This window comes from Psychrobacter sp. TWR1-1-1 (genome assembly GCF_049895865.1).
GTDB lineage: Bacteria > Pseudomonadota > Gammaproteobacteria > Pseudomonadales > Moraxellaceae > Psychrobacter > Psychrobacter immobilis_A.
Genome location: NZ_JAFCTE010000002.1, coordinates 133481 through 158692, shown reverse-complemented (window position 1 = coordinate 158692; position 25212 = coordinate 133481). Strand labels below are relative to the sequence as shown.

Here is a 25212-nt window from a genome sequence, read left to right as displayed (position 1 = left end):
TCTCATCCACTTATCATTTGATTTTTTATTATAGGGATATGTTATGTTTGCTTCTCGTCGTTGGATCTTGTTGGCTACTAGCGTTTCTACAGCGCTTATACTGAGCGCCTGTCAGCCGACAAAAGACAACGATGACACAGATCCTACTGCAGCGACCCCACCTGTGACTGATATCGCCGATGCTCCAAATGACGTTGACGCTGATAACGACATAGTAGCTGGGGAAAACAGCACGGATGAGAGCCAAATGACCGACATACTCAGAGACTATACAAGGTCGATGACTAGAATGCATGATGAGATGATGATCGGTATGGGTTATAACGATCCTGATACAGCCTTTGCTAAAGCGATGCTTGGACACCACCGCGGTGCCGTAGAAATGGCAAAAATTCAGCTGAAATATGGCACTGACGAAGAGATGCGTCAATTGGCACAAGAGATTATCGCCGCTCAGCAAGTTGAAATCGATATTTTGAATAAGTGGCTTGCTAGCCACCCTGATACAGCCAAACCTAAACCCAATACTGAAGCTATGCAGCAAGCGTATGCCAGAAGCATGGATGTCTTAAATGGCGAGATGGTATTGGGTATCGCCGATCCTGTGCCTGACATGGCATTTGCACGTGGTATGCTGCCGCATCACATTGGCGCGGTAGAGATGGCAAACATTCAACTGAAATATGGCACTGACGAAGAGATGCGTCAATTGGCACAAGACATCATCGATGGTCAGCAGACTGAGATTGAGCATATGCAACAATGGATTGCAGATGCTAATGCTAGTGCTAGTGCTAGTGCTAGTGCTAGTACCGATAAAAATACTAAAGAGACACAGGGCACAAGTGAAGCGGATAATCATCAGCAATCTTAGCAATCTGCTTCTTAGGTGCTGAATTACTAAACGCTGACTTAGCTGTTAATTTTTAGCACGCCTCAAAAAAGACTGCCAGTCATTACACAAAGCCCCTGCCAAATAATATTATTTGGCAGGGGCTTTCATTTAATAAATTATTGAACAGAATAGTGAGAACAAATACATTCACATTAATACATTTAGTAATGTATTTAACTCTGATAACGATCTATCGCATTGAGCCATGCTTGCCAGCCTGTATCGACTGGAGAAGAATTATCACTGACTTCTGACGATTGATTTGCTTTTGCCAAGTGCAAGCTCACTTTATGCGGAGATGCTTTGTCAATGGCTTCATCAGCCGCTTTAGGCAACACATTGACACGCATCAACTCATCACGGCGAAACAGGTGACACTTAATGTCGCGCTCCACATTACTCAGCAACGCCAATTGTTTACTGTCAGCCTTGATACCGTCAAGCGCCACAATGACATCGTTCGCTGAAATACCCGCTCTAGCAGCGACACTAGCACGTGTCACGCGATTAACCTTGAGTCCAGCAGGTGTTTCAGTACAGCGCATACCCCAAGGCACATGCTTGTCAGCCGTCTCTTTGGTATTGCTATGCATGTTAATACCGTTTGCCGCCAGCAGCGCTTCGATTGGCAACTCTTCGACACCATTGACATAACGATATTCAAAGTCTTCCCAATTCTCTATGGGCATGAACTGCCCAATGACTGTACCCATATCAGCACTATTGATGCCAATGCGTTTATTGTCGTTTTGCTTTGCTTGAGTATAAAAAGCCTTGACCACATCAAACAGACGATAGCGACCATTGCTCTTTTGGAGCAGTGTCAAATCCAAGCATAACGCCACCAGTGCGCCTTTGTTGTAATAACTGATACCAGCGTTGCCTGTATTTTCATCGTTACGGTATAGCTTAATCCACGCATCAAAGCTCGACTCTGCAACGCTTTGATACGCGCGACCCGCGGTTTGATAGTAACGATTAATTTGCTCAGCCAGTAGCTTGAGATAGCTTGGCTTATCAATCACGCCCGACGCTTGCAACATAAAGTCATCGATATACGAAGTAAAGCCCTCAAATACCCATAGCAGTGGTGTAAATGCCTCGCGGCGCAAATCGACATCCAACATAACATCTGGGCGTACCGTTTTGACCCACCACGAATGAAAATACTCATGGCTGCATAAGCCCAAAAATCGCTGATACTCGGTGCTTGGTATTTTTGGCTCATCAAAAGTTGGTAAGTCTCGGCGCGGCGTAATGAGACTGGTCGAATTGATATGCTCAAGTCCACCATAATCCTGACCACTGGCAAAGGTCATAAACGTATAATCATTAAATGGCGCATTACCCAACCAATCTAAATAGCACTGACAGATCTGAGTGATATCCTGCTGTAGCCTGCCCATATTGGCGCTATGCTTACCTGAGAGATAAAAACGATGATGTAGCGTCTGATGCGTACTGTCTTGAATAATAAAGTCAAACTTATCTTGTTCTGCAATCTCAAACGGGTAATCAATAAGGTCGTGATAACTGTCTGCTTGTAGTCCATAGCTATGCTGCCCATCAAGGCGTAGATGAGTAGACTCTAACCCACATGCCAATAGCAGCCGACTCTCGTCTTTACCTGCTAAAAATGCTGCTGGCACTGCTAAGCTAGCTTGTACAGCTCGATGCTCCTGCCCTTCTACAGCCAATGCCAATGAGGTGAAATTCCCATACAAACGTTGCTGATCGACATAGGCAGTACGTACCGATAAATCATAGCAATAAACTTCATAGTGGACACTGATGGCTTGCCCTGCTTTAGCTTTTGGTAATTGCCACGTGTTTTTATCTATTTTGTGCGCGCGATAAGTCTCGTGAGTATCGTCATCCATGATTTGGCTGTCTAACACCTGATAATGCACCGCGGTAATGTTGCGCGCAAACTCACGCATCAGATAACTGCCTGGTATCCACGCTGGCATCCAAAGTTGAGGCGCATCATTTACTGCCGTAAAATTGAGCGACACATCAACCAAGTGCTCAGAAAACCGCTCGAAATTGAGTCGATAATTGATATCAGCTTTAGCTTTATGGTGATCGCTGATTGTATTGGCATCCGATAGCTGACAGCCTGAATTATTAGCAAATGAAGTCATTGTCTTTTTATCCTTATTTATATCATTATGGTAAAAGCCATTGTCCAAAAACGCAACTGGCAAACCCCGAATATCCATTTACGGTCTTCAAACCACAAAAAACTGTGTTTATTTTCATAAAAAACGACATTTATCAGTATAAAATAGCATTTTTTATTGTTTTTACCTTGAAAGTTATATGAGCCATCTCAATTAAAGATGCTAACTGCTAAAGTTACTTTAATAAACTGATGATAATTGACTAATGACGTGGCTATTTGGCTTGCTGATTGGATTTTTTAGGTTTATTGCAACCGTATTTAATTTTTTACATAGATATATTTAGGATAACTTATGACTATTATTGCAAAAGACACTGCCGTCAAATTCAATTACACACTAAAAGACGACGAAGGCAACATTCTTGACCAATCATCAGAAGGTCAACCACTTGCGTATTTGCATGGCCACAGCAACATCATTCCAGGCCTTGAGCAACAGCTAGAAGGTAAATCTGCTGGCGAACAAGTCAATGCTGTTGTTGAACCTGCTGATGGCTACGGCGAATATCAAGAGCAAGCGGTACAACATGTACCACGTGATAACTTCCAAGGCGTTGAAGATATCCAGCCGGGTATGCAGTTTCAGTCAGAAGCTGGCGGACAAGTAATGCTAGTTACCGTTACTGAAGTAAATGACAAAGAAGTGACCGTTGATGCAAACCATCCATTGGCTGGTAAGCGTTTGACGTTTGATGTTGAAATCCAAGAAGTGCGTGCAGCGACTGAAGATGAACTAAACCATGGTCATGTCCATGGCGCTGGTGGCGTTGAGCACTAATCTCTTCTAGAGTATAGTGAGATGTTAAATGGTAGTCTTTATTAAGATTGCCATTTGGTCAAAAAAGGTCAGTGGCTGATAAGGTTACTGGCCTTTTTTATGCTTATTCTATGATAAGTTCAATATTAATATTAATATACTTATCTATAAGCTGAGCGCTATTTACGTCTACAGTGATATTAAACTTGAGCAATATCTCTCTAAAAAATCTACCATAAAAATTACTAATGTCCAGACGTAACAAAGCCGCAGAACGACAAGCGTTATGCGGCTTTTATCACTAACCATCCATGTTATCGTTATATGATACCTAATCCCGGAGTATCCTATAACTGACAGGCATCTAGCCTTATCATCCTTAATCAGCAAACCACCTATCCCTGATGCGACCTTTGAGATACCAATCCCTAGTATCAATGAACCTTTTCGTTCAATCGTGCCGTACAGTTATAATCGCAGATTGCCTCATGGTTAGTAAGAGGTATAAACGTCAATCCATGTAAGCATATGCTTACATGGATTTTAATCACAGCCTTTTTGGCTGACAATACTGACCGTTTATAGCTTCTCTTCAGGGCTTAACAATGCTTTGGGTTCAGCGCTTAGCATAATATAGGCCGCTTCGTTGATGAAGGCTTCGTCTTCAGGTAGCTCTGGGCGCTCCTTGGCTTTCATGCGGCTGCGCTCTTCAAATTTTGCATCCATTGCTGCTTGATAGGTGTTCCAATTGGCATAAGGGCGCTCACCCGTTGCAATAAGACGTTTATTTTCAGCCTCTAATGAACGCTTTTCAATCAATTGCATCTTAGCTCGGCGGCTATTGATATCAAGTGGAATTGGTTTTTTCTCGTCTTCCATATCGCGAATGTTGTTTAGCGCTGATAGATAAACAAACTGTGGGTTTTGCTCTTGACGAATTTTAGACTGCTGGTTGAGTGTCGCTAACGTCGTATCAGTGAACTTACCTTCAGGCTTGTAAGGCGCCGTTTTGATGGTATCCCAAGGCAACGCTTTTTTCTGCGCACGTTCGCCAAAAGTGGCATCATCGTAGATATTGACCAACTCTACATCAGGTACCACACCTTTATTCTGCGTACTACCACCAGTGATGCGATAGAATTTGCGCTGCGTTAAAGTGGCTGAACCCAATGCCAAATTATCGAGTTGAATCTGCGCTGAACCTTTACCCGTTGTCGTACTGCCAACCACTAGCCCACGACCGTAATCTTGGATAGCCGCGGCAAATATCTCACTGGCTGAGGCAGACGCTAGGTTGGTAATAACGACCACTTTGCCATCATAAAGTTGCTCACCGCCATCATCGTCACGGTAGACCTGAATGTTGCCGCGATTGTCACGGATTTGCACCATCGGTCCGCTCTTGATAAAGAAGCCAAGCATTTTTGCTACTTCATCCAATGAACCACCTGGATTATTGCGCAAGTCAACCACGAGGCCATCAATATTTTCTTTATTCAACGCTTTCAATGCTTTTTCGGTATCGATGCTGACGCTGCGATAATCCTCACCGTTACGGCGTGCCTGATAATTCAGATAAAAGCTCGGTATCTCAAGGACGCCGATGCGTTTTGGCGTTTTATCAATATTAGGGCGCTGTACTTCTACCACGCGCTGGGTAACCCCTGACTCTTCTTGTTGAATAATGTCACGAACCACCGTCACGTTACGGGCACTGGCATCAGGCGTATTTGGCTGACGCACTTTAATGGTCACTGACGTGCCACGTTTACCGCGAATCAAGCTTACAATCTCACGCGTTGACCAGCCAACCACGTCTGTCATGTTCTCGCCATCTTTGGCAATACCGATAATCAAATCATTGGGTTTAATCTGACCAGATTTGGCTGCCGGACCACCATCAACCAAGGTCACGATGCGGGTATAATCTGGGTTTTTACGATCAGGGCGAATAGAGACGCCAATGCCTTCTAATTGCAGGCTAGATTGGATTTGTAATTCGTTGGCCTGAATCGGTGCGTAATAATTACTGTGCGGATCGTAAGTCAACATCGCCGTATTTAAGATGGTTTCCATGATTTCATCGTTTGTGAGACGCTTAAACTGCTCTTGCTGTCGCGATAAACGATTTTGTAAAATCTCGCTTGGTGTACGTTGGTCGTTGCGCACCAAGTCTTGCCCACGAGTAATATCTGGATTGCTCAGAAATACTTTTTCTTTGGCTTTTTCATCTTCTTGACCTAAGGTAATACTCATCAGCTGAAATTTCAGCTGACGCGTCCAATAATCACGCTGCTCTTTTTTGGTTTTAAAATGATTGAGTTTTTCACGGTCGAGCACGATCGTGTCATCACTCGTCAAATCAATATCGGTTTTTAGCATCTTGCTCGCCATCGCAAAATACTCATTTGAGCGTTTGCGATAGCGTTCAAAGACCTCTACTCCTGCAGATAAGTCGCCACGCTTGAGGCGAGCACCGAATTCATCGGCGTATTTTTTCTTAAACTCATCCACATCAGACTGCAAAAACAACGTATGGTTTGGGTCAAGGCTATCGATATACATAGACAAGATTTCGCTGCCCGTTTTGCTATCTAGCGGCTGATTCAAATAGTGGCTACGATCCAGCAATGCGGCTACTTGGCGAGTGGTGACTTTTTGTTCAGGGGTTTGTACAAAGCCTTCAGTATTGGTGTCGGCCATTGCCGTCCCGTAGCTCTGGGTGAGAATAATACCGGCGATGCCCACTGACGCTGCACTGAGTAACCACTGTGCTGGTTGTTTTTTCATCATATATACCTAGTTATTTTACGTTAATAATATTATTTGTTTTATAAAAATCAAAAGTGACTGAATCAATCGCCGCCTATAAATGCTTTATCTTTAAGTCACGAAATACTTATTTACCATTATCAATCGAATATGTATTCAATGATACTTTCTAAAATCTAAAACGATATTTTCTAATATATGCTATTTTCTGAATAATTATGGTCACTAAATGCCATTGCTGTTTGCTAATATATTGTTAAAAATCACTCAATATTATCATGCACATAGATATCCAACTGTCTCAAACTGTATAAGCAATCTTACACGCTACGCCTGCACATACCAAACTTTCTATGACATTTATTGTTCATCATTATTTGGGTCATTTATTGACGATTCAATGCCTACTGGCGAATTGATTTGAGTCTATTCATCTGCCACATTATGCTCATTTACTAATAACTGTCATAATAAAGCAGTTTTGATAATAGTGGCACACTGCCAATTATCATCATTTATTTATTTGAAGCTGAACCGATCATATAACAATATATAACACCATAAGGATTACGCAATGTACGGCGTTTTAATGATTGATATCGATAGTACCGCACTGACAGCAGAAGATGTCAGCTTAATCAAACAGGCACAGGTGGGCGGGGTGATTTTATTTGCCCGAAACGTTGCAGATGCGGCACAAGTACGGGCGTTGTGTGATGACATACGTTATCACAACCCGGACATATTAATCGGCGTCGACCAAGAAGGTGGACGAGTCGCACGGCTGCGCAATGGCTTTACGCCACTACCCGCCATGGGCAAGCTTGGGGAGCTCTTCAATCAAGAGCCTAGCCATGCGCTAAGCTGTGCTTACGATTGTGGCTATCTAATGGCAACAGAAGTATTGGCCGTGGGCATTGATCTCAGTTTTGCCCCAGTACTTGACAGAGATGGCATCAGCCAAGTCATTGGGGATCGTAGCTTTCATCAAGAGCCGCAAGCGATCATTGCGCTGGCGACTCAGTTTATGCGCGGTATGAAAGCCGCTGGCATGGCAACCACAGGTAAGCATTTCCCCGGTCATGGTGCGATTGCCCCTGACTCCCATGTGGCTGAGGCCATCGATACGCGTAGCTTGGATGAGATTATGCATAGCGATATGCAGCCTTTTGCCCAAACCCTACCGTGGCTTGATGCCTTAATGCCTGCCCATGTTATTTTTTCGCAAGTTGATGACCAGCCAGCAGGTTTTTCTAAAATTTGGCTCAAGGACATCATACGGGATCAGCTAAAGTTTGATGGGGTCTTATTCTCTGATGATCTATGTATGGCAGGTGCTCAAGCCGCGGGCGATGTCAGCGCACGTGTGAAAGCCGCGATTGAAGCGGGTTGTGATATTGCGCTGGTTTGTAATGATCGCGTCGCCGCCCATGAAGCCGCAGAGACCGCACAAGAGCTGCCTTATCCCAATCAAAACCGTATTAAAACAATGTGCGGACAGATACCAACATGGCAAGGTGATCTGGAATCAACTTGCCAACAATTTGATTATTGGCAACAGGCAAAGCAAAACGTCACTCAAACCTTTTTTAATCCTCAATCTAAGTCACAAGCGACTCGCAGCGCTACTGAATCAAAAGATCCGACCGCTTATAAATAATCGCTTATTATTAGATACTTATCATTAGCCACCTATAAACAACAGCTTTAACAAAATAAAAAACCGCACCTTTTATAAGATGCGGTTTTTTAAATTAGTAATGACTCAATCAATTTTCTGTGTATTAATTGGTTGGATCTACTGCCGTACCTTGAGTAGCATCATCACCATCAGGCAATAAGTCATCGTTATTGCTATCTAGAGGGTTTAAGTCTGGGTCAAGCGCATCATTACTAATAATCATACCATCGTTCGCACTGGCCATCTCGTCATTGACTATAAATTCAATACGGCGATTACGGAAGCGACCCTGCTCAGTTGAGTTATCAGCGATAGGCTCTGATTCACCCATGCCTTTCGTCATCAATTTACTGGCATCAACACCTTGAGATACCAAATACTCTTTCACTGCCTCAGCGCGATCACGAGACAATTCTACATTGTAAGAATCTGATGCCTGACTGTCAGTATGACCGATAATCGTCAGCTTCATATTCGGTACTTCTTTGATAATCTTAGCAGCGCGGTCAAGCAGCTCTTTATTGACATCAGGAATGACCGCTTCATCCACTTCAAAGTTGATAACCTGAATACTCAATGCACGAGCCACATCACGTGGATCAGGATTCTTACCAAGATTGGTCATAGCAACATCCGCAGCTGCCAAACTATTATCAATCTCACCCTGCAAATCTAACGGTCCTTCGGCTTGTATGGTCATCGCAGGAACAGCCGCTTGTAAGTCAGCCACTAGCTTATCTAATGCCGCTGCATCAGGCGCATTGACAGTGATAACATCACCTTTGATGATCATGCTCGCATTTGGTACATTTTTGACGATAGGCAAGATAGTAGCTAGCTGAGCCGCTGCTGGCATATCTACTGCAAAATTGTCATCGACATCAGCACGGCATTTATTGGCTTCTTCACCAAATGCACTGGTTAACGCATTCATTACATTGGTCTGCAAGGTCTCGTCGCCCACATTCATACGGCAAGCATACAGCTCACTATTTTCACCAGTCGCAATGCGCAATGATGCAGGCTCAATATCACCTGCCACTGCCAACTGACCCCCTCCCTGCGCTGCTTGTTGGGCAGTGGCCACCGGTGTAGCGACAGGCTCAGGGTTCTCTTGACAACCACGAAGTAAAGCCCAAGCCAATGCGCCTAAAATAATCAAGCCAATAATGGGGAGCAATGCTTTCATAAAGCTGCCTTGCTGCTCTTCTTCGCGTTGCAATGGAGCGGTGCTCACCGTATCAGAGATACGCGCGCCAGCAGCAGGCGTCGCTGCAAACACACCGACTGGCAGAACTGCGCTTGCCCAAGCAGGAATATAACGCTGATAACTGTCGAGATTATCATTTAAAAACTGCGGCACTGGTGTGGTACCTGCCAAGCTTTTGATTTCGTGAAAAGCCAGTGGCGCTGCCATCGCTATCAGTCCACGCGAAGACGTTGCATCAACATTATGCTTGCCTGCCAGCTCACGAGCGATTTGATCACGTTGCGAATCATCGCTCCATACACGGTCATAAAACCCTTGGTCATCACGAGTGATATTCTCATTTGCAAAACGATTATAAGTATCGTTATCCGCTAAGCGAGCCGCAAAAATAGCGTAGAACTGTTCAAGCAGCCCCTTTTTAGCGGGACTATGATCATCTTCCAGCACGGCTGGGCTGACTGTACGCGTCAAATGACTGATAATATCCATAATACAATTCTCCTATTAATGCCTATATTAGTATCGATTTATATAATTAAAATATTCAAAAAACACCAGATAAAATAATGATTTGAAATAAGAACCATGACAGCTAAAACCATCTTGACCCTGTTCAATTTTCATCATTATAAAAGTATTAAGTCAGTGTTAACAATCAACAGGTTGTTGTACAAATGATACGTTAGGTAATATTTCAAGTGTCACACGTAACCAAAAACATGGCAAATAACCAATCATTAACCCAGTGAGAAGCCATAAAAGAATCAGTAAAACTTATGTATAAATGGAGAAACTACATCCTTTTTTCAGATACTTTATGGTTTTTTAAATAATTCTAACTGGGTATCAACAGAAAAAATGGCGGTATAAGCAACTTATACCGCCATCCTTACTTGATAACTTGTTTCAATGGATAAATTGATCAAACAATCGTTAAACACCTCTATTCTCCAATCATTTATTCCTTACTTGCGCAGGTTCAGCGATGATGAGTGTGCTTGCCATATCATCTACCTCCGATTCTGAAATAGCACCTGACTGTCTGTTATTCATCGGTGTATTGTTAGGGATATTGTTACTATAATTGTTGGGTGCAGGATTAGGTACGATACGATCGCCTGTATCATCATCTGCTGCTTGGAACTCTCCAGACCCACTGTTGTTATAGCCATTAGCATACTGATTATTGGCAGCTCCCTCATTTTCAAACTGATTATTCGTATTATTCATTGCATTGGCATCAGCATCGTTATTTTCAGGCAATGGTAGTGGTGCAGTACTATCGATGACCATGGCAGGTATCAAAGTACGTATATCCGTAACCAGTCGTTGCAATAGCATACTGTCTGGCGCTTCTAACATAAGACGATCATTCTGCAAATGTAGGCGTGCAAATGGCGTAGACCTAATCATCGTCAAGACATTGGGTAGTAATTCCGCTGGTAAATTGGCAATACTACTGGCAACTCCAGCCTGTACTGTTAATTCGCAAATACTCGCTTGCTCACCAAAGCTGGTATTGAGCGCTTGTTGCAAGGTGCTTTGTAGCGCTGCATCGCCAATGGTAGCGCTACAGGCATACAGACTACCGCTGTTATCTACGCCAACGATTAGCTCAATGGGAGTCATCGTTGGCGCTACTGGTACGGGCGTTGGTGCTACCACAACAGGCACTGTCGCAGCGGCTTCTATAGGCGGCGCGTTGTTCGGTCTGATTAATATTGCCCAAGCAGCAAGCCCTATCGCGGCAATGGCTACTATTAATAACCCCACCCGTACCAGTAAATCATTACGTTGATTGCGAGTACGCACTTTTTCTTGCTTCATACTGCTATTTTCTGCCAAATGATGCGCGGATGGATTGGCATGAATGGCGCCAGTATGAGCACTAAAATGACCGTCGGTATCGCCTATCCTCATACTTTCTACATCAGTATTTCCAACATCTTTTTTATCTGCTGTATCAGCATTTTGCCTATAAGCGGCTGTCGCTGCGGCGATCTTACTGGTATCTATATGAGAATTTTTTCGTCCATCCAAAGAGGTGTCACGCACTGGTACGCTATCAATATCTGCGGCGATGTACGGGTGTGCTTCTGATGCGCTATTGACGTTTTGAGGAGCAGTAATAATAGCTGCTGACCACATCGGTAAATACTGACGCAGTGCCGCCTGCTCTCCCTGCAAAAACGCTGGTAAAAACTGTCCGTTTGCCAATACTGTCAGCTCACGATAAGCCAGTGGCGCGGCATTGATGAGCAGCTGTAACGTAGCAGACTCATCAATATGATGGGTAGCAGACAGCTCTCGGATCATAAGCTGTTGTATACTTTTATCTTGCCACAATTGTTCGAACAGTGGACTTTCTGTGACTCTATCAACCATCCCTTGCTCGGCGCGGATAAATTGTGAGTAGACTTGCGGCAAGGCGAGACGTGATGCCAAGATGGCATAAAACTGCTCCAATAAGCTGATGTAAGCCACACTATCCTGACTATTGCGCTCACCTATGACAGCTGGCGTTACGGTCTTTTCTAATTGGTCGATAATACTCATAGATTACTGCCTCTTTCGGCCTTTATTTTAAATTTACCAACGCATGAAACGTTTATTTTACTTGTCGTTAGCATCTGTATTCTTGGATACCGCTCTCATTTAACCCGCCATTACCGTCAAGATACGAAGCATTACTCAATCTGCCTGACAGCCTGCTATATTATTCACTATAAAAGCATATAAATGCACTATTTTGTCACATAATAAGTTTTTGCATTGTCATAACTACTGTTAGTATTACTTTATTATAAATAGCTCATGCTTAATAATTGCTTGTCAGTCCTATTTAGTTTGCACTCAGCCATAATGCGTAGGCTTTGAATATTGTTATTCATCACATTGTCACATATCAGGCGCAGCCTAAGGATTTTCCTTTGTTCAATCATACGACCCTTATTATTATTATCACGGTTATTGTCAGCTTAGTGGCATGGCAAAACAAGACAGTATTTAATCGACTTATTTTTTATCCGCCAGCGGTAAATAATGGGCAGTGGGACCGTTTTGTCACGCATGGCTTTATTCATGCCGATAGCATGCACCTGCTCTTTAATATGTTTACTTTATACTTTTTTGGTCGTGCTATTGAAGGACTGTATCAGCCGTTCTTATTTGGCTATGGTTTTGTGGTCTTTTACGTATTGGCTATTATCATTGCGATGATTCCAAGCTACCTTAAGAATAAAAACAATGCGAGCTATTTAAGCCTTGGCGCGTCAGGCGGTGTATCAGCCGTGTTGTTTGCATTTATTTTGCTGGCACCATGGGAGAAAATTTACCTATTCGCGATTGTTCCTATACCTGCGATATTATTCGCCGTCGCTTATATCGCTTATAGTATCTATGCAGACAAACGGGGCGGCTCTAATATCAATCATATGGCGCATATGTGGGGCGGCGCGTTTGGGGTTATTGCCACGATCATTTTAGAACCGCAAGTCCTGCCGCATTTTATCAATGCGCTATTATCACCTGGGCTTTAAATTTAGTAATAAAGCTTAGCAATAAAGCTCAGTGGTAAAAATTGAAATAAAACTCAGTAATAAAAAGTGAAATGAGCACTTGGTTTATGATGGCAGTTTAAGTAACTAAGCGATGATTAACGTCGCGTTATATTTTGCACAAACTTATACTCAACAAACTATTTAAGAATTTGATAATTATTATGATGATAGATGTTATCGGTGATATTCACGGCTACGCAGACAAGTTAGTTGGTTTATTAGAGCAGCTAGGTTACGTTCATGATGGCACGTACTTTGTACCACCAGCAGGGCGTCGGGCGTTATTTATCGGTGACTTGATTGACCGAGGACCACAGCAATTGGCTACCTTAGAGATTGTTTTTGCCATGTTAGATGCTGACGTGGCGGATGCGATAATGGGTAATCATGAATATAATGCCCTCGCCTTTGCCACACTTGACCCTGATAACTCCAGCCAATATCTGCGCTCGCACAATGACATACATACGCGCCAACATGCCGCATTTTTAGCTGAAATAGCTTTTGGCTCAGAGCGTCATCAATATTGGCTTAATCGGTTATACGAGCTGCCTTTATGGATTGAAACAAACGACGCTTGTTTTGTTCATGCCTGCTGGGATGTCGATAGTATGACGGTATTGCAGCCATTATTGACTGACGATAACTGTTTAACGCCGCACGGGCTAGTCGCCACTGCCAAAGAAAACACGGCGCCATTTGACGCGCTAGAGCGGGTGTTAAAAGGTGTAGAAACAGCATTACCCGACGGCATGGTCATGGTCGATAAAGAAGGCACTGAGCGCAAGCGCGTGCGAGTATGCTGGTGGCTTGACGGACTGAATAAGCGCCGTCTTTATGAGGTGGCGCGTGCGCCTGCATCAGCATTGGCGCAGATTCCAAAAGAGGTGTTGGCTGAAAATATTGATTTCGCTCTGAAAACGAATAAAGCGGTATTTGTCGGTCATTATTGGCTAACTGGCACGCCTAAGCCACTGAGTTCACAAGTTGCCTGTACTGATTATTCAGCGGCGGTAGACAGCGGATATCTGACTTGTTATCAGCTCGATACTGAGCAACCATTGCCACTAAAAGCCAGTAACTTTGTCCAATATCGCCATGATAAATCGGTAAACCCCAATCCATAAAATTGGTACTATTGCCCCTGCTTTCTTATTAAAAATCAAACTTGGCTTTACGAAGGCAACAAAACTTTTGTATGATGGTCTTTTTGAGGATATCAAAGCATGAGCACCACAACAGCTACTGTTAACACGATGGATCAAAACAGCCCTATCGCCTCCCCTGCTGGTCAACCGAAAGTTGGCATTATTATGGGATCACAATCTGATTGGGCAACCATGAGTGCGGCAGCGCAATTGCTCGCAGACTTTGATATCGCTTTTGATTGTGAAGTGGTTTCAGCACACCGCACCCCTGATAGATTGTTTGACTATGCAAAAAGTGCAAAAGATAACGGTCTACAAGTTATCATCGCTGGCGCTGGCGGTGCTGCTCATCTACCTGGCATGTGTGCCAGTCAAACGCCGTTACCTGTGTTTGGTGTTCCTGTAAAGTCTTCTATGCTCAGCGGTTGGGATAGTCTCTTGTCTATCGTACAGATGCCTAAAGGCGTCGCAGTTGGCACATTAGCGATTGGCTCAGCAGGCGCTTACAACGCTGCCCTGCTTGCGATTCAAGTGTTAGCATTGAATGATGAGACCATTGCGGCTAAGCTGGACAATCTGCGCCAAATGCAAACTGATACCATCCTTGCCAGCCCAACGCCAGGCATTATCAATACCTAATTACCTGTCTTTGATAACGGTTCTTGAATCCCATTATTGAGACATAGCTGCTATTTACTTGATATTTATTTTTAGATGGGTTTTACTTAATACAAGGTGCATGTAATGCACCTTTTCCTATTTTAATAGATGACTTTTTACCTTTTATTACACTCAAAATATTATTCATTTTTAACTCAAAGAGCCTGCCATGACTACAGCGAACGCTTACCCTGTTACCCAAACCATTCGTACCATCGGTATTTTAGGCGGTGGTCAGCTTGGTATGATGCTTGCCGAAGCAGCGATGCCACTGGGCTACCAATGTGTGTTTTTAGAAGACAGCGCTGAATGCCCTGCTAGCCTATACGGCCGCGTCTTTCATAGCGATCAATTGGAAGACTTCATCGCAGCAGCAGACGTTTTCACCTTAGAGTTCGAAAACACACCGACTGCGACAGTCGAACAGCTTACTGATTTGTCAGAATCAGGTAGCAAACAAGGCATGTTTCCGCCATTGATTGCGCTTGATATCGCTCAAGACCGCTTGAAAGAAAAGCAAATGTTCAATGCACTTGATATTGCTACCGTGCCCTTTATGGCTGTCAACTCTGAAGCGGATTTGCAGCAAGCCTGTCATGAATTAGGACTGCCTATCGTCCTAAAAACCAGCCGTGGTGGTTATGATGGTAAAGGTCAGTTCGTAATTAGACAAGACAGTGATATCAAGGCGGCATGGCAAGATCTTAAAGATGCAGTTACGGGTAAGGGCTCACTAACGCCAACGCCCGCCCCTTTGATTGCAGAAGGTTTCATTAACTTTAGCCGCGAGCTTTCTATTATCGCCGCACGCGCACAAAATGGTCAGGTTCGTTGCTACGATTTGGTCGAAAACCATCACCATAATGGTATTTTAGCCAAGACCCAAGCGCCTGCCGTTGGCACCAGTCATTTATTCAAACAAGCAACCGATGCCATCACCAAGATCATGAACCACTTAGACTATGTTGGTGTAATGGCACTTGAGCTCTTTGTGACCAAAGATGCGCGTGGTCATGACACGCTACTCGCTAATGAAATTGCGCCGCGCGTGCATAATTCAGGACATTGGAGTATTGAAGGCGCTGTCACCAGCCAATTTGAAAACCACATTCGTGCCGTCGTCAATCTGCCATTAGGTGATACCGACAACGTGCATCCAGCGATTATGCTCAATATCTTGGGGCAATATCCAGATATCAGCGACGTACTAAATATCGATGGTGCGCACTATCATAGCTACCATAAAGCAGAACGCGATGACCGCAAAATTGCGCATATTACCTTGATGCCAAACGACGTTGCCGACTTAGAGCCTGCTTTGGCCAAGCTCGTCGCTACGCTACCCAATAAAATGGGACTTGAGAAAAAACCATCTGCGATTGATAGCCAGCCAAAAGCGGCAGATAGTCTAACCACTACTGGCAATAACAATGACAATATTTTAGAGAGTACAGAAATCCATATTGATGACAGCCAAACAACTCAGGCTATCGACGCTAAGGCAAAAACAGAAAAGGTTAAGAAATAATGCAGATTTGGGTAGATGCCGACTCGGTGCCATTGATTGCCAAAGATTTGATTATCAAAACCGCTGAACGCACACAAACCATGGCAATATTCGTCGCCAATCAGCCGATCAAACTGCGTAAGTCACCACTGCTTGTCATGACAGTGGTGCCATCAGGGTTCGATAAAGCCGATGATTATATCGTTGAGCAAATACAGCCAGGCGATCTGGCTATTACCAGCGACATTCCTTTGGCTAATGACATTCTGGACAAAGGTGGTATGGTCTTGACCTCTCGCGGCATGGTCTACGATAAAAACAACATCAAGCAAAAGCTCAATATGCGTGATTTTATGGATACCATGCGCGGTACTGGCGTGCTCGAGCTACAAGAAATGAGTGGTCAAAAACCTTATGGCGATCGTGACAAAAAAGCCTTTGCTGATGGATTAAACAAGTTGGTACGCTAGTTTTCACACGCTTTGTCTTTGATTTTTTGATCTTATCCACTTTGCAAACTGTATACACGCCATAACCAAACACTATGCAATCGGCACGCTTCATAACGAAGTGTGCCTTTTTTTCTTGATACGCTATAGTCAGTTTTTACAACAACGATAACGTATATAAGAATAGGAATGACAATGAAAATTTTAGTAATTGGGGCAAGTGGTAGAGTGGGAACGGATTTGGTCAAGCAGCTATTAGCGGATCACCATCAAGTTATTGGCACGACACGCCAAGAAGAAAAACTGTTTACCGATGACAATTATAGCCAACTCGATTTAGATATCACTGCCGAAAAAGAGACTATACAAAAGCAAATTGGTCGAGATATTGACGCTGTCTATTTCGTTGCAGGGTCTGGCGGCAAAGACGTCTTAGAAGTGGATTTACATGGGGCGGTCAAAACCATGCAAGCCGCAGAGGACAAAGGCATTAAGCGCTATATTATGCTTAGCACCGTCTTTTCGTTAGACACCAGTAAATGGGACAATGCTGGTATTGCTGACCTAAAAGAATACTATATCTGCAAGCATTATGCGGATCAGTGGTTAATTAATAATAGTAGCCTTGACTACACCATCGTTCAAGCTGGGGCGCTAAAAGAGCGCGAAGCAACTGGTACAATCACTGTCAACGATGATAATGCTGGAGAAAATTCAATTGCCGATGTGGCGACTACTCTGGCAGCCGTCCTAAATGCCGATAATACCATCAAGAAAGTCTTTAGTATGCATAACGGTGAGACTGCGATTGATGAGGCGATTGCACAGTTATAAGAATCAACTTTACAGCGATTAAAACGAAAAAAGCGAGTAAGCCTAATGGGTTATTCGCTTTTTTCTAATAGGCTTGTCAAATAAGTGGCAACTATATTAAGTCTATCAATAATCGACTAGGCCAAACCGCTTGGAAAAGAAATCACATCCTCTAAGCTATTCGCGCCTGTGATTACCATGAGTAATCTATCGATACCAACGGCGATACCGCTACAGGGTATTAAAGCATCAGACGCTGCTAATAAATGCTCATCGATTGGCATTTGTGGCAGGTTATGACGCTTACGCAGTTGATTGTCTCGCTCAAACCGTTCTCTTAACGCTTGTCCATCTGCTAGCTCATCATAAGCGTTGGCAATCTCAATGCCATTGATATACAGCTCGAAACGTTTAGCGACTGTATTGCCCTCTTTATCAACTGCTGTTTTTGCCAGGGCCGCCGTGGCAGGTGGATATTCTATAATCAAGGTCGGTAAATCGTGACCCAAGTTTGGCTCGACCGCATGACTAAACAGCAAATCCAGCCAGCTTTGACGAATATCTGCTTCGCCATCTTCTGTGTTATCCAAGTCGCTATTAAAATCAAAACCTGTCAAACCCTTATCTTCTGCTACTGCTTGCAGGGCATCAAGGCTAGCTGTCAGCGGATGTATGCCGACAAAATCCATAAACGCATCAACATAGCGGTAATGACTCATCACCACTGAATGCCCATAAAGCGCCGCTAATAATTCACCTAATTCAGCCGCCATATCATCCAGACTATAATTCGGCTGATACCACTCAAGCATGGTAAATTCGATATTATGGCGTACGCCTATTTCGTTATCTCGAAATACGCAGCAAATTTGATATATAGGCACTTGCCAGCTGGCAAGTAAACGTTTCATGGCAAACTCAGGTGAAGTATGCAGATAATAAGTACAAGGTTTATCTTGATACGTCACTTGCGCGGCAACTGATTGTAAGAAAGTATCAGTATTGCCAGCCTGCGATAGTAGCGGTGTTTGCACTTCAAGCACTTGATGCGTGGCGAAAAACTGACGAACGGTGCTCATCAATTGCGCACGCTGCTGAGCCATTGCCAATGTCATGCTCGGCGCATAGCTGGGTTTTGAAGAAGAATTACTTGCTTGGGTCATTATTATTTACTGCAATTAAAGGATAAGAATAAGTTCTCAGATGCTACTTTAGGGTTTAAGGCTGCCTAACTTTTACCACTGCCATTCGCGGCGTAAGTGATAATCTCGGCGCAACTGATCAAAGTCAGCACCCTTTATTTGACCGTCAGCCAGCTTGCTTCTTAGTGCAGCATCATCGTGCATGATATCGTAAAACTTCTGTAATCTGTCTGGATGTGCTTTTAGCTCAGACCAGAGATAAGTATTGAGCGGTAGCAAACTATGCATCGACAATACAGGCAAGACTGCTAACTTTTCACAGAGCGCATCATAGATGATTTGCGTACCACGCAGCTTACCTTCGACCGTATAGCCTGCGATATGAGGGGTGGCGATAGCCAGTTTGGACAATAAGTGCTCAGAAATCTCTGGTTCAAATTCAAACACATCGAGCACTACTTGGCGATCTGTGCGCTCAATATCTGCTTCTAAATCACGCGCATTAATGACTGGTCCGCGCGCACTATTAATCAACAAGGTATGCGCAGGCATCACTGCCAGCGTAGTTGCGTCAATCAGATGCTTTGTTGGATAATCACTGCCACTAGGGTTTGTACTATCTTTTTTATCGGTTAAAGGCACATGTAAGCTCACTACATCGCTTTGGCTAAGCACTTGCTCAAGGCTTGCATTATTCGTATTCGAGGTAGGCAGTAATGGATCATAGCCTAGTACCTGCCAGCCTAAATCAATGGCATACTGAGCGAGCGTACTACCAATATTACCAAGTCCGATGATGCCCAATGTTAATGGCTTCGTGGATTGCTGCCAATAGTGCGGACGCAACGTCAAAATCGCCGTCAACACATACTGCGCGACAGAATGTTTACTACATCCAGCCGCATTGGCGAAAGTGATATTTCGCGCCGCCAAATAGTCTTGATCGACATGATCGGTACCGATAGTCGCTGAACCGACAAATTTTACGCTGTTATTATTGACTAGCAGTGTCTCGCCAACTGGCGTCACCGAGCGTATCAACAGCACATCAGGTTGTAATTCTGCGAGCAACTGCGCATTGATATCGCGTCCAGCGACGGTGGTGATATTGACCGTCTGCTCAGATACCTGTCCAAGCATCGAAGCATTAAAAAATGCATCTACGCTTGCGATATTGCTATCGGCCACGATAGTAATGCTGTCAATAGAGTTCTCTCTATTTTGCATAACGTTTGCAGTATTCTTATTTAACATGACTATGTGCCTCTACGTGCCTCTACTCTGATTCATTGACTGGTGGCAACGTTTGGTTGTCAGACAACACCAAATCCTGCGGGGCAAATATCTCATTTTTATGCTGCGATATCCATTCTCGCCATACCGCCAATCCGATGGCTAGCACCACAGGACCGATAAACAAACCAACAAAGCCAAAAGCCGTTAAACCACCTAATACACCAATAAAAATAATAATAAAAGGGATTTTGGTCGCGCCACTAATCACAATAGGACGGATGAGATTGTCAACCCAGCTGATAACCAAAGTGCCCCATAGTGCCAAGCCAATCCCTTCTACAGTATGACCTTGGCTTAACAACCAAATGGATACACCACCCCAGACAAATGGCGTGCCAAACGGAATCAGGGCGATAATAAAGGTGACGATAGTGAGTAAGATAGGACTTGGTGCACCAGCGAAGTAGTAACCCACACCTGCGAGCAGTGCTTGTGCCAATGCCGTCAAACCAATGCCATAAACCACCGCACGCGTGGTCGTACCCACAGAATCAATATAGCCATCGATGCGATTGCCAATGATATTACGCAGTGCTTGACGAATTTGACGCACCAAACTGGTACCATCACGATAAAAGAAAAACAACGTCATCAGCGCCATACCTAACTTGGCAAGACCACTAAACACCACATCAAACGCTACTTTGCCATAATATAAATGTGACTGTACCCAGATACGAAACGCCTCTAACGTCCCTTCTGGGTTTTTATTGATTCTCCACAGCACATCTTTCACTTGCTGACCGATGATAGGCATATCTTTGATAGAATCAGGCACATCTAAATAGCCCACTTTTATACGATAAATCAAGTTACTGATTAGGCTCAAGGCTTCTTGCTGTAGAATAAAAACACCGATAACCAGTGGCACACCTATCATTAAGGAGATACTCACCGTCATAATAGCAGCGCTAAAATTAGGACTCAGCTTTACTTTTTCGTAAAAAAAGTTATAAATAGGAAAGGTAACATACGCTAAAATCGCCGCCCATAATGCGGGTACAATAAAAAACTGTACCACTTGAAAACACAGTACGAACAGCACCACCAACAGAGTAATAGCCAATAAGCGCTGAATAATAAATTCTTTTGTCCAATTTTCAATCATAGCGTATAAACCAAGAGCAGACAGCGAAGATCTATCGCGACCTTGCTGGCAAGTTTATAAATGTGTGATGAATATCAACTCACAGACGGTGCCCATAAAAAGACCCTGTCCATTAGCGGTATTCATTAGCGAGGGGTGTAAACAATCAGTACCAGTAAACCTGCTTTGAGAGCATCAAATCGTAGCATACCGTAACATACTTACGGACGATAGTTTTGACTAACGCAAGATAAATATCAAGCGATTATCACGGCTTATTATGCCGCAAAATACGACAATGATATAACGATATGTTGTAATCTTTACTTACAACTTTCTCTGTATAAGCTTACTAGATGATGACATTAATAGATAGAAGTTGACACATAGATTTAACATGTAAAAACAATGCACTAAAAGGATATTTTACATTCATACTGTAAACTGACTTATTGAAAGGTAATTCACTGGCGCGTTCTATTTGCAACGATAATTGATGCTATACTAAAGCAATTATTTTAAGCTTTTTAATAGCATTAAATTCGTTTGTTCTTATTTATTTGGATCATTCTACATATATAACATTTTTCAGACGATGCGCTACAGCCCTCTTTTATCGTCTTTCTATAGACTATCATAAGATCAAACCTGTAGAGGGGCGTTACAACGTTGGATACTGTGCGTAAGCAAGCTCATCATCTCGGTTCACTATTAGAATTCGATATGACAGAGTGCTATTTTGAGTGAATTTCGGACCTACTTTGATTTTATTTTAAATCAACAACGACCCAACAAATTTTAAACCATATATCGATAGGAACAATAACAATGTCAAAAGACAATGATAATCCCAATATAACTCCCTCAACTGAGGCCAGTAAGACCAATAAAACCCAAGAAACCGTTACTTTTGCGTTGGCTCAGTCGCATTTTTTGGTTGGTGATATCACTGCCAATGCTGAAAAAATGCGTGCACTCGCATTGCAAGCTCGCGAGCAAGGTGCGGATGTCATTATTTTCCCAGAACTTGCTTTATTAGGTTACCCACCGCAAGATTTATTACTACGCCCAAGCTTATCTGGTCGCATCAAAAGCGCCTTGTCTACTTTAAGTGATATCGATGACATCGTGATGATTGTCGGTTATCCACATGTCGACCATCATGGTACTTTCAACTCTGCTGCTATTTTGCATAACGGTCATCAAAAAGGCTTTTATCATAAGCAAATCTTGCCAAATTATGGCGTATTTGATGAGCGTCGTTATTTTGATAAAGGTCGTAACCAAGTTTTATTTGACTATAAAGGCATCACAATCGGTCTGCTTATCTGTGAGGATTTGTGGGAAAAAGGCCCTATTGCCGAGCTTAAAAAGCAAGGTGCTGATCTGATTATTAGCTTGAACGCCTCACCTTTTGAGATCGAAAAACAAGACAATCGTAAAACGATGCTGGCCAAGCGTAGCCGTGAGAATAGTTTGCCTATCGTATATGTCAACGCCGTTGGCGGTCAAGACGACTTGGTATTTGACGGTGGTTCTATGGCGGTGCAAGCTGATGGTAGCGTTGCCCACGAAGCACCACGTTTTATGAATCAGTTACTTCTTGCCACTTTAGACGTCAAAACTGCTAAGTTTAATAGTCAAACTAAAGCGCCATTAACACTGAGCCGTGAGTCAGAGATGTATCAAGCACTGGTCGTTGGCCTACGCGATTATGTCAACCATTCAGGATTCACTGGTATTATCCTTGGGCTATCAGGTGGTATTGATTCTGCCTTAACACTATGTATCGCTGTTGATGCTTTGGGTGCTGACAAGGTATATGCGGTGATGATGCCTTATGAATATACTTCTCAGATTAGTCTAGAAGATGCTCAAGCACAGGCTCGCCGCTTAAATGTTTCTTATACGGTTTGTCCTATTTTTGATGCGGTTGAAGGCATCCGTCATACCTTAGCGCCACTATTTAACAAATCGCCAGCAGACACCACTGAAGAAAATATCCAAGCGCGTGCGCGCGGTGTGGTACTGATGGCGCTGTCCAATAAGTTTGGGCACTTGGTCATCACCACTGGTAATAAATCTGAGTTAGCAGTCGGCTATTCGACATTATATGGTGATATGGCAGGCGGCTTTGATGTGCTAAAAGACGTTTATAAGTCGCAGGTTTATAAATTGGCCAGTTATCGCAACCGCTTGGAAGACACCCCAGTTATCCCTGAGCGCGTCATCACTCGCCCGCCATCTGCTGAGTTACGCCCAGACCAAAAAGACCAAGACAGCTTGCCTGACTATGATGTATTAGATGGCATCTTAATGTCATACATCGATGAAGACATGGGCTATCAAGACATCATTAATAAAGGGTTTGACGCTGAACTGGTCGCAAAAGTCATCCAGATGGTAGACAATAGCGAATATAAGCGCTTACAAGCGCCAATCGGTACCAAAATTAGCCATAAAGCCTTTGGACGTGAACGTCGTTATCCATTAGTGAATAAATGGTCAGTAAAAGGCTAAATTAGATTAGCCATTGTTGCTTGCCCTACTTTTATTATGTAGAACGCGAGCAACATGGCTAATTTAATACTTTTATAAAAAATCAAGTTTATTATAATTAGCTGGGTGCTTACCCAGCTTTTTTAGTTTCTATAAACCGATTTTTAATGCCAAGCTGTTATAAAAAACACTTTCTTTTTGTACTTCTAACCCATTCATTCTTTAACTTCAATTATTTTAATCCCTATATTTTTTACCGAGTATGTCATGAGTTTGCTAACCGCTAGTATCTTTCTTCTTTTATTGCTTGCCCTAAGTGCCTTTGTATCCGCTGCCGAAATTGCCATCGCTGCTGGTCGCAAAATTAAGCTACAAATCATGGCAAAAGAAGGGGATGTCCGCGCATTTGACGTCCTTAAAATGCAAGAGCACCCTGGCAGTTTTATTACTGTCGTACAAGTGGTTTTGAATGCCGTCGCTATCTCAGCTGGTGCGGTAGGTGAGTCAGCTATTAGCCCTTATCTAGAGCTTTTGGTGAAGAATGAAGCAGTGTCATCCGTCATATCATTTGTGCTGATCACCAGCTTGTTTTCTCTGCTCGCTGATTTAATGCCCAGACGATTGGCGATGTCAAACACTGAAACTATCGCTGTACGTCTCGTACGACCAATGATGCTATTGATTTTTATATTCAAACCCGTGATTTGGATATTTGATGGTGCAGCAAATGTCATCTTTGAATTACTGGGTATTTCAACCATACGGCAAGACGATATGACGCCAGAAGATATTTATGCTGTCATGGATGCTGGTGCTGAAGCTGGTGTGCTCAAAAAACAAGAACATCATCTGATAGAAAATATCTTTGACATGCAAGAGCGCACCGTAACGTCGGTGATGAATCCACGTGAGAATATTGTTTATTTTGATACCAAAACGAGCACTGAAAAAGTCGTTGAAGTGATGATTGAACAACCACATAACAAGTTTTTGGTCTGTCAGGAAGATGATCTAGAGCACATTATTGGTTATGTAGAGTCGCGCAGCTTTTTGGCATTGGTTCTTAACCAGCAAGAGGTCAGCTTAACTGACAAAGCCTTACTAAAACCTGCACTCTTCGTTCCTGATACCTTGTCCTTGTTTGAAGTATTAGAGATGTTTAAATCCACAGGCGCTGACTTTGCCGTCATCGTGAATGAGTATGGATTGGTAGTGGGTGTCATCACGCTCAAGGATGTGATGAGTATCGTCATGGGGGAGCTTGTCACCTTGGAGGAGCAGCCCATTGTTCAACGTACTGACAACTCGTGGCTAATCGATGGCATGACTCCTATCGAAGACGTCGTACGCGCTTTAGATATCGTTAATCTGCCACGCAGTCAGAACTATGAAACCATTAGTGGCTTTATGATGTATATGCTACGCAAGATTCCAAAGAAAACCGATACTATCGAGTATGCCAATTATCGATTTGAGATTATCGCAACGGACAATCTCAAAATCACTCAGATGCTGGTGACTAGAATGGATGAGACTGTCTGATAAATAAAA

General features: G+C 43.3%; 18 protein-coding genes. 11 read left to right on the top strand and 7 right to left on the bottom strand.

Annotated features, from left to right (window positions below):
• The first annotated feature begins 43 nt into the window (after nt 1-43).
• Nucleotides 44-874 (top strand): CopM family metallochaperone, encoded by an 831-nt coding sequence (gene copM, locus ACP69U_RS02745; protein ID WP_426137757.1) that lies wholly within the window; start codon nt 44-46, stop codon nt 872-874.
• A 194-nt stretch (nt 875-1068) separates the two neighbouring features.
• Here the strand turns inward: copM and ACP69U_RS02740 are convergent, their stop codons facing one another.
• Nucleotides 1069-3039: a M61 family metallopeptidase gene (locus ACP69U_RS02740; protein WP_426137756.1), complete on the bottom strand. Its 1971-nt coding sequence runs from the start codon at nt 3037-3039 to the stop codon at nt 1069-1071.
• Between the two features lie 333 nt (nt 3040-3372).
• Here ACP69U_RS02740 and ACP69U_RS02735 point away from each other — a divergent pair, with 333 nt between their 5' ends.
• Complete coding sequence (locus ACP69U_RS02735; protein WP_426137755.1) at nt 3373-3858, top strand: FKBP-type peptidyl-prolyl cis-trans isomerase; 486 nt, start codon at nt 3373-3375, stop codon at nt 3856-3858.
• A 558-nt stretch (nt 3859-4416) separates the two neighbouring features.
• Here the strand turns inward: ACP69U_RS02735 and ACP69U_RS02730 are convergent.
• Complete coding sequence (locus tag ACP69U_RS02730; RefSeq protein ID WP_045443512.1) at nt 4417-6627, bottom strand: carboxy terminal-processing peptidase; 2211 nt, start codon at nt 6625-6627, stop codon at nt 4417-4419.
• 556 nt (nt 6628-7183) lie between these two features.
• Between ACP69U_RS02730 and nagZ the strand changes: the two genes are divergently transcribed.
• Nucleotides 7184-8269: a beta-N-acetylhexosaminidase gene (gene nagZ, locus ACP69U_RS02725; protein WP_426137754.1), complete on the top strand. Its 1086-nt coding sequence runs from the start codon at nt 7184-7186 to the stop codon at nt 8267-8269.
• Between the two features lie 124 nt (nt 8270-8393).
• Here the strand turns inward: nagZ and ACP69U_RS02720 are convergent, their stop codons facing one another.
• Nucleotides 8394-9989 (bottom strand): OmpA family protein, encoded by a 1596-nt coding sequence (locus ACP69U_RS02720; RefSeq protein WP_426137753.1) that lies wholly within the window; start codon nt 9987-9989, stop codon nt 8394-8396.
• Between the two features lie 465 nt (nt 9990-10454).
• Nucleotides 10455-12056, bottom strand: coding sequence for a hypothetical protein (locus ACP69U_RS02715; protein ID WP_426137752.1), 1602 nt, complete (start codon nt 12054-12056; stop codon nt 10455-10457).
• Nucleotides 12057-12430: 374 nt separating this feature from the next.
• Here ACP69U_RS02715 and ACP69U_RS02710 point away from each other — a divergent pair, with 374 nt between their 5' ends.
• The 6 genes from ACP69U_RS02710 (at nt 12431) to ACP69U_RS02685 (ending at nt 17658) form a co-directional block, all read left to right on the top strand.
• Nucleotides 12431-13039: a rhomboid family intramembrane serine protease gene (locus ACP69U_RS02710; RefSeq protein WP_045443506.1), complete on the top strand. Its 609-nt coding sequence runs from the start codon at nt 12431-12433 to the stop codon at nt 13037-13039.
• Between the two features lie 182 nt (nt 13040-13221).
• Nucleotides 13222-14187, top strand: a complete 966-nt coding sequence (locus ACP69U_RS02705) for a metallophosphoesterase (protein ID WP_426137751.1) — start codon at nt 13222-13224, stop codon at nt 14185-14187.
• Between the two features lie 99 nt (nt 14188-14286).
• Nucleotides 14287-14847: a 5-(carboxyamino)imidazole ribonucleotide mutase gene (gene purE / locus ACP69U_RS02700; protein ID WP_426137750.1), complete on the top strand. Its 561-nt coding sequence runs from the start codon at nt 14287-14289 to the stop codon at nt 14845-14847.
• Between the two features lie 190 nt (nt 14848-15037).
• Complete coding sequence (locus ACP69U_RS02695; protein ID WP_426137749.1) at nt 15038-16396, top strand: 5-(carboxyamino)imidazole ribonucleotide synthase; 1359 nt, start codon at nt 15038-15040, stop codon at nt 16394-16396.
• Complete coding sequence (locus tag ACP69U_RS02690; protein WP_087813938.1) at nt 16396-16845, top strand: YaiI/YqxD family protein; 450 nt, start codon at nt 16396-16398, stop codon at nt 16843-16845. The genes ACP69U_RS02695 and ACP69U_RS02690 overlap by 1 nt, the downstream gene beginning before the upstream one ends.
• Nucleotides 16846-17019: 174 nt before the next feature.
• Nucleotides 17020-17658, top strand: coding sequence for an NAD(P)H-binding protein (locus ACP69U_RS02685; protein ID WP_426137748.1), 639 nt, complete (start codon nt 17020-17022; stop codon nt 17656-17658).
• A 116-nt stretch (nt 17659-17774) separates the two neighbouring features.
• Here the strand turns inward: ACP69U_RS02685 and epmA are convergent, their stop codons facing one another.
• From epmA to ACP69U_RS02670, 3 genes are all read right to left on the bottom strand, one after another.
• Nucleotides 17775-18800: an EF-P lysine aminoacylase EpmA gene (gene epmA, locus ACP69U_RS02680; protein ID WP_426137747.1), complete on the bottom strand. Its 1026-nt coding sequence runs from the start codon at nt 18798-18800 to the stop codon at nt 17775-17777.
• A gap of 72 nt (nt 18801-18872) precedes the next feature.
• Nucleotides 18873-19985 carry a 4-phosphoerythronate dehydrogenase gene (locus tag ACP69U_RS02675; protein ID WP_426137852.1) on the bottom strand — a complete coding sequence of 371 codons (1113 nt, stop codon included), beginning with the start codon at nt 19983-19985 and terminating at the stop codon, nt 18873-18875.
• 70 nt (nt 19986-20055) lie between these two features.
• On the bottom strand, nt 20056-21183 hold the full coding sequence (locus ACP69U_RS02670; RefSeq protein WP_045455346.1) for an AI-2E family transporter: 1128 nt from the start codon (nt 21181-21183) through the stop codon (nt 20056-20058).
• An 807-nt stretch (nt 21184-21990) separates the two neighbouring features.
• Here ACP69U_RS02670 and ACP69U_RS02665 point away from each other — a divergent pair.
• Nucleotides 21991-23682: an NAD+ synthase gene (locus ACP69U_RS02665; RefSeq protein ID WP_426137746.1), complete on the top strand. Its 1692-nt coding sequence runs from the start codon at nt 21991-21993 to the stop codon at nt 23680-23682.
• Between the two features lie 246 nt (nt 23683-23928).
• Complete coding sequence (locus tag ACP69U_RS02660; protein ID WP_372814662.1) at nt 23929-25203, top strand: hemolysin family protein; 1275 nt, start codon at nt 23929-23931, stop codon at nt 25201-25203.
• The last annotated feature ends 9 nt before the right edge of the window (nt 25204-25212 follow it).

Excerpts from the sequence above, each read along its gene's own strand:
- ACP69U_RS02685 (WP_426137748.1), top strand. The coding sequence starts at position 17,020 with ATGAAAATTTTAGTAATTGGGGCAAGTGGTAGAGTGGGAACGGATTTG.
- ACP69U_RS02735 (WP_426137755.1), top strand. The coding sequence starts at position 3,373 with ATGACTATTATTGCAAAAGACACTGCCGTCAAATTCAATTACACACTA.
- nagZ (WP_426137754.1), top strand. The coding sequence starts at position 7,184 with ATGTACGGCGTTTTAATGATTGATATCGATAGTACCGCACTGACAGCA.
- ACP69U_RS02715 (WP_426137752.1), bottom strand. The coding sequence starts at position 12,056 with ATGAGTATTATCGACCAATTAGAAAAGACCGTAACGCCAGCTGTCATA.
- ACP69U_RS02720 (WP_426137753.1), bottom strand. The coding sequence starts at position 9,989 with ATGGATATTATCAGTCATTTGACGCGTACAGTCAGCCCAGCCGTGCTG.
- ACP69U_RS02740 (WP_426137756.1), bottom strand. The coding sequence starts at position 3,039 with ATGACTTCATTTGCTAATAATTCAGGCTGTCAGCTATCGGATGCCAAT.
- ACP69U_RS02690 (WP_087813938.1), top strand. The coding sequence starts at position 16,396 with ATGCAGATTTGGGTAGATGCCGACTCGGTGCCATTGATTGCCAAAGAT.
- copM (WP_426137757.1), top strand. The coding sequence starts at position 44 with ATGTTTGCTTCTCGTCGTTGGATCTTGTTGGCTACTAGCGTTTCTACA.
- ACP69U_RS02670 (WP_045455346.1), bottom strand. The coding sequence starts at position 21,183 with ATGATTGAAAATTGGACAAAAGAATTTATTATTCAGCGCTTATTGGCT.
- ACP69U_RS02660 (WP_372814662.1), top strand. The coding sequence starts at position 23,929 with ATGAGTTTGCTAACCGCTAGTATCTTTCTTCTTTTATTGCTTGCCCTA.
- ACP69U_RS02705 (WP_426137751.1), top strand. The coding sequence starts at position 13,222 with ATGATGATAGATGTTATCGGTGATATTCACGGCTACGCAGACAAGTTA.
- ACP69U_RS02695 (WP_426137749.1), top strand. The coding sequence starts at position 15,038 with ATGACTACAGCGAACGCTTACCCTGTTACCCAAACCATTCGTACCATC.
- ACP69U_RS02665 (WP_426137746.1), top strand. The coding sequence starts at position 21,991 with ATGTCAAAAGACAATGATAATCCCAATATAACTCCCTCAACTGAGGCC.
- ACP69U_RS02730 (WP_045443512.1), bottom strand. The coding sequence starts at position 6,627 with ATGAAAAAACAACCAGCACAGTGGTTACTCAGTGCAGCGTCAGTGGGC.
- epmA (WP_426137747.1), bottom strand. The coding sequence starts at position 18,800 with ATGACCCAAGCAAGTAATTCTTCTTCAAAACCCAGCTATGCGCCGAGC.
- purE (WP_426137750.1), top strand. The coding sequence starts at position 14,287 with ATGAGCACCACAACAGCTACTGTTAACACGATGGATCAAAACAGCCCT.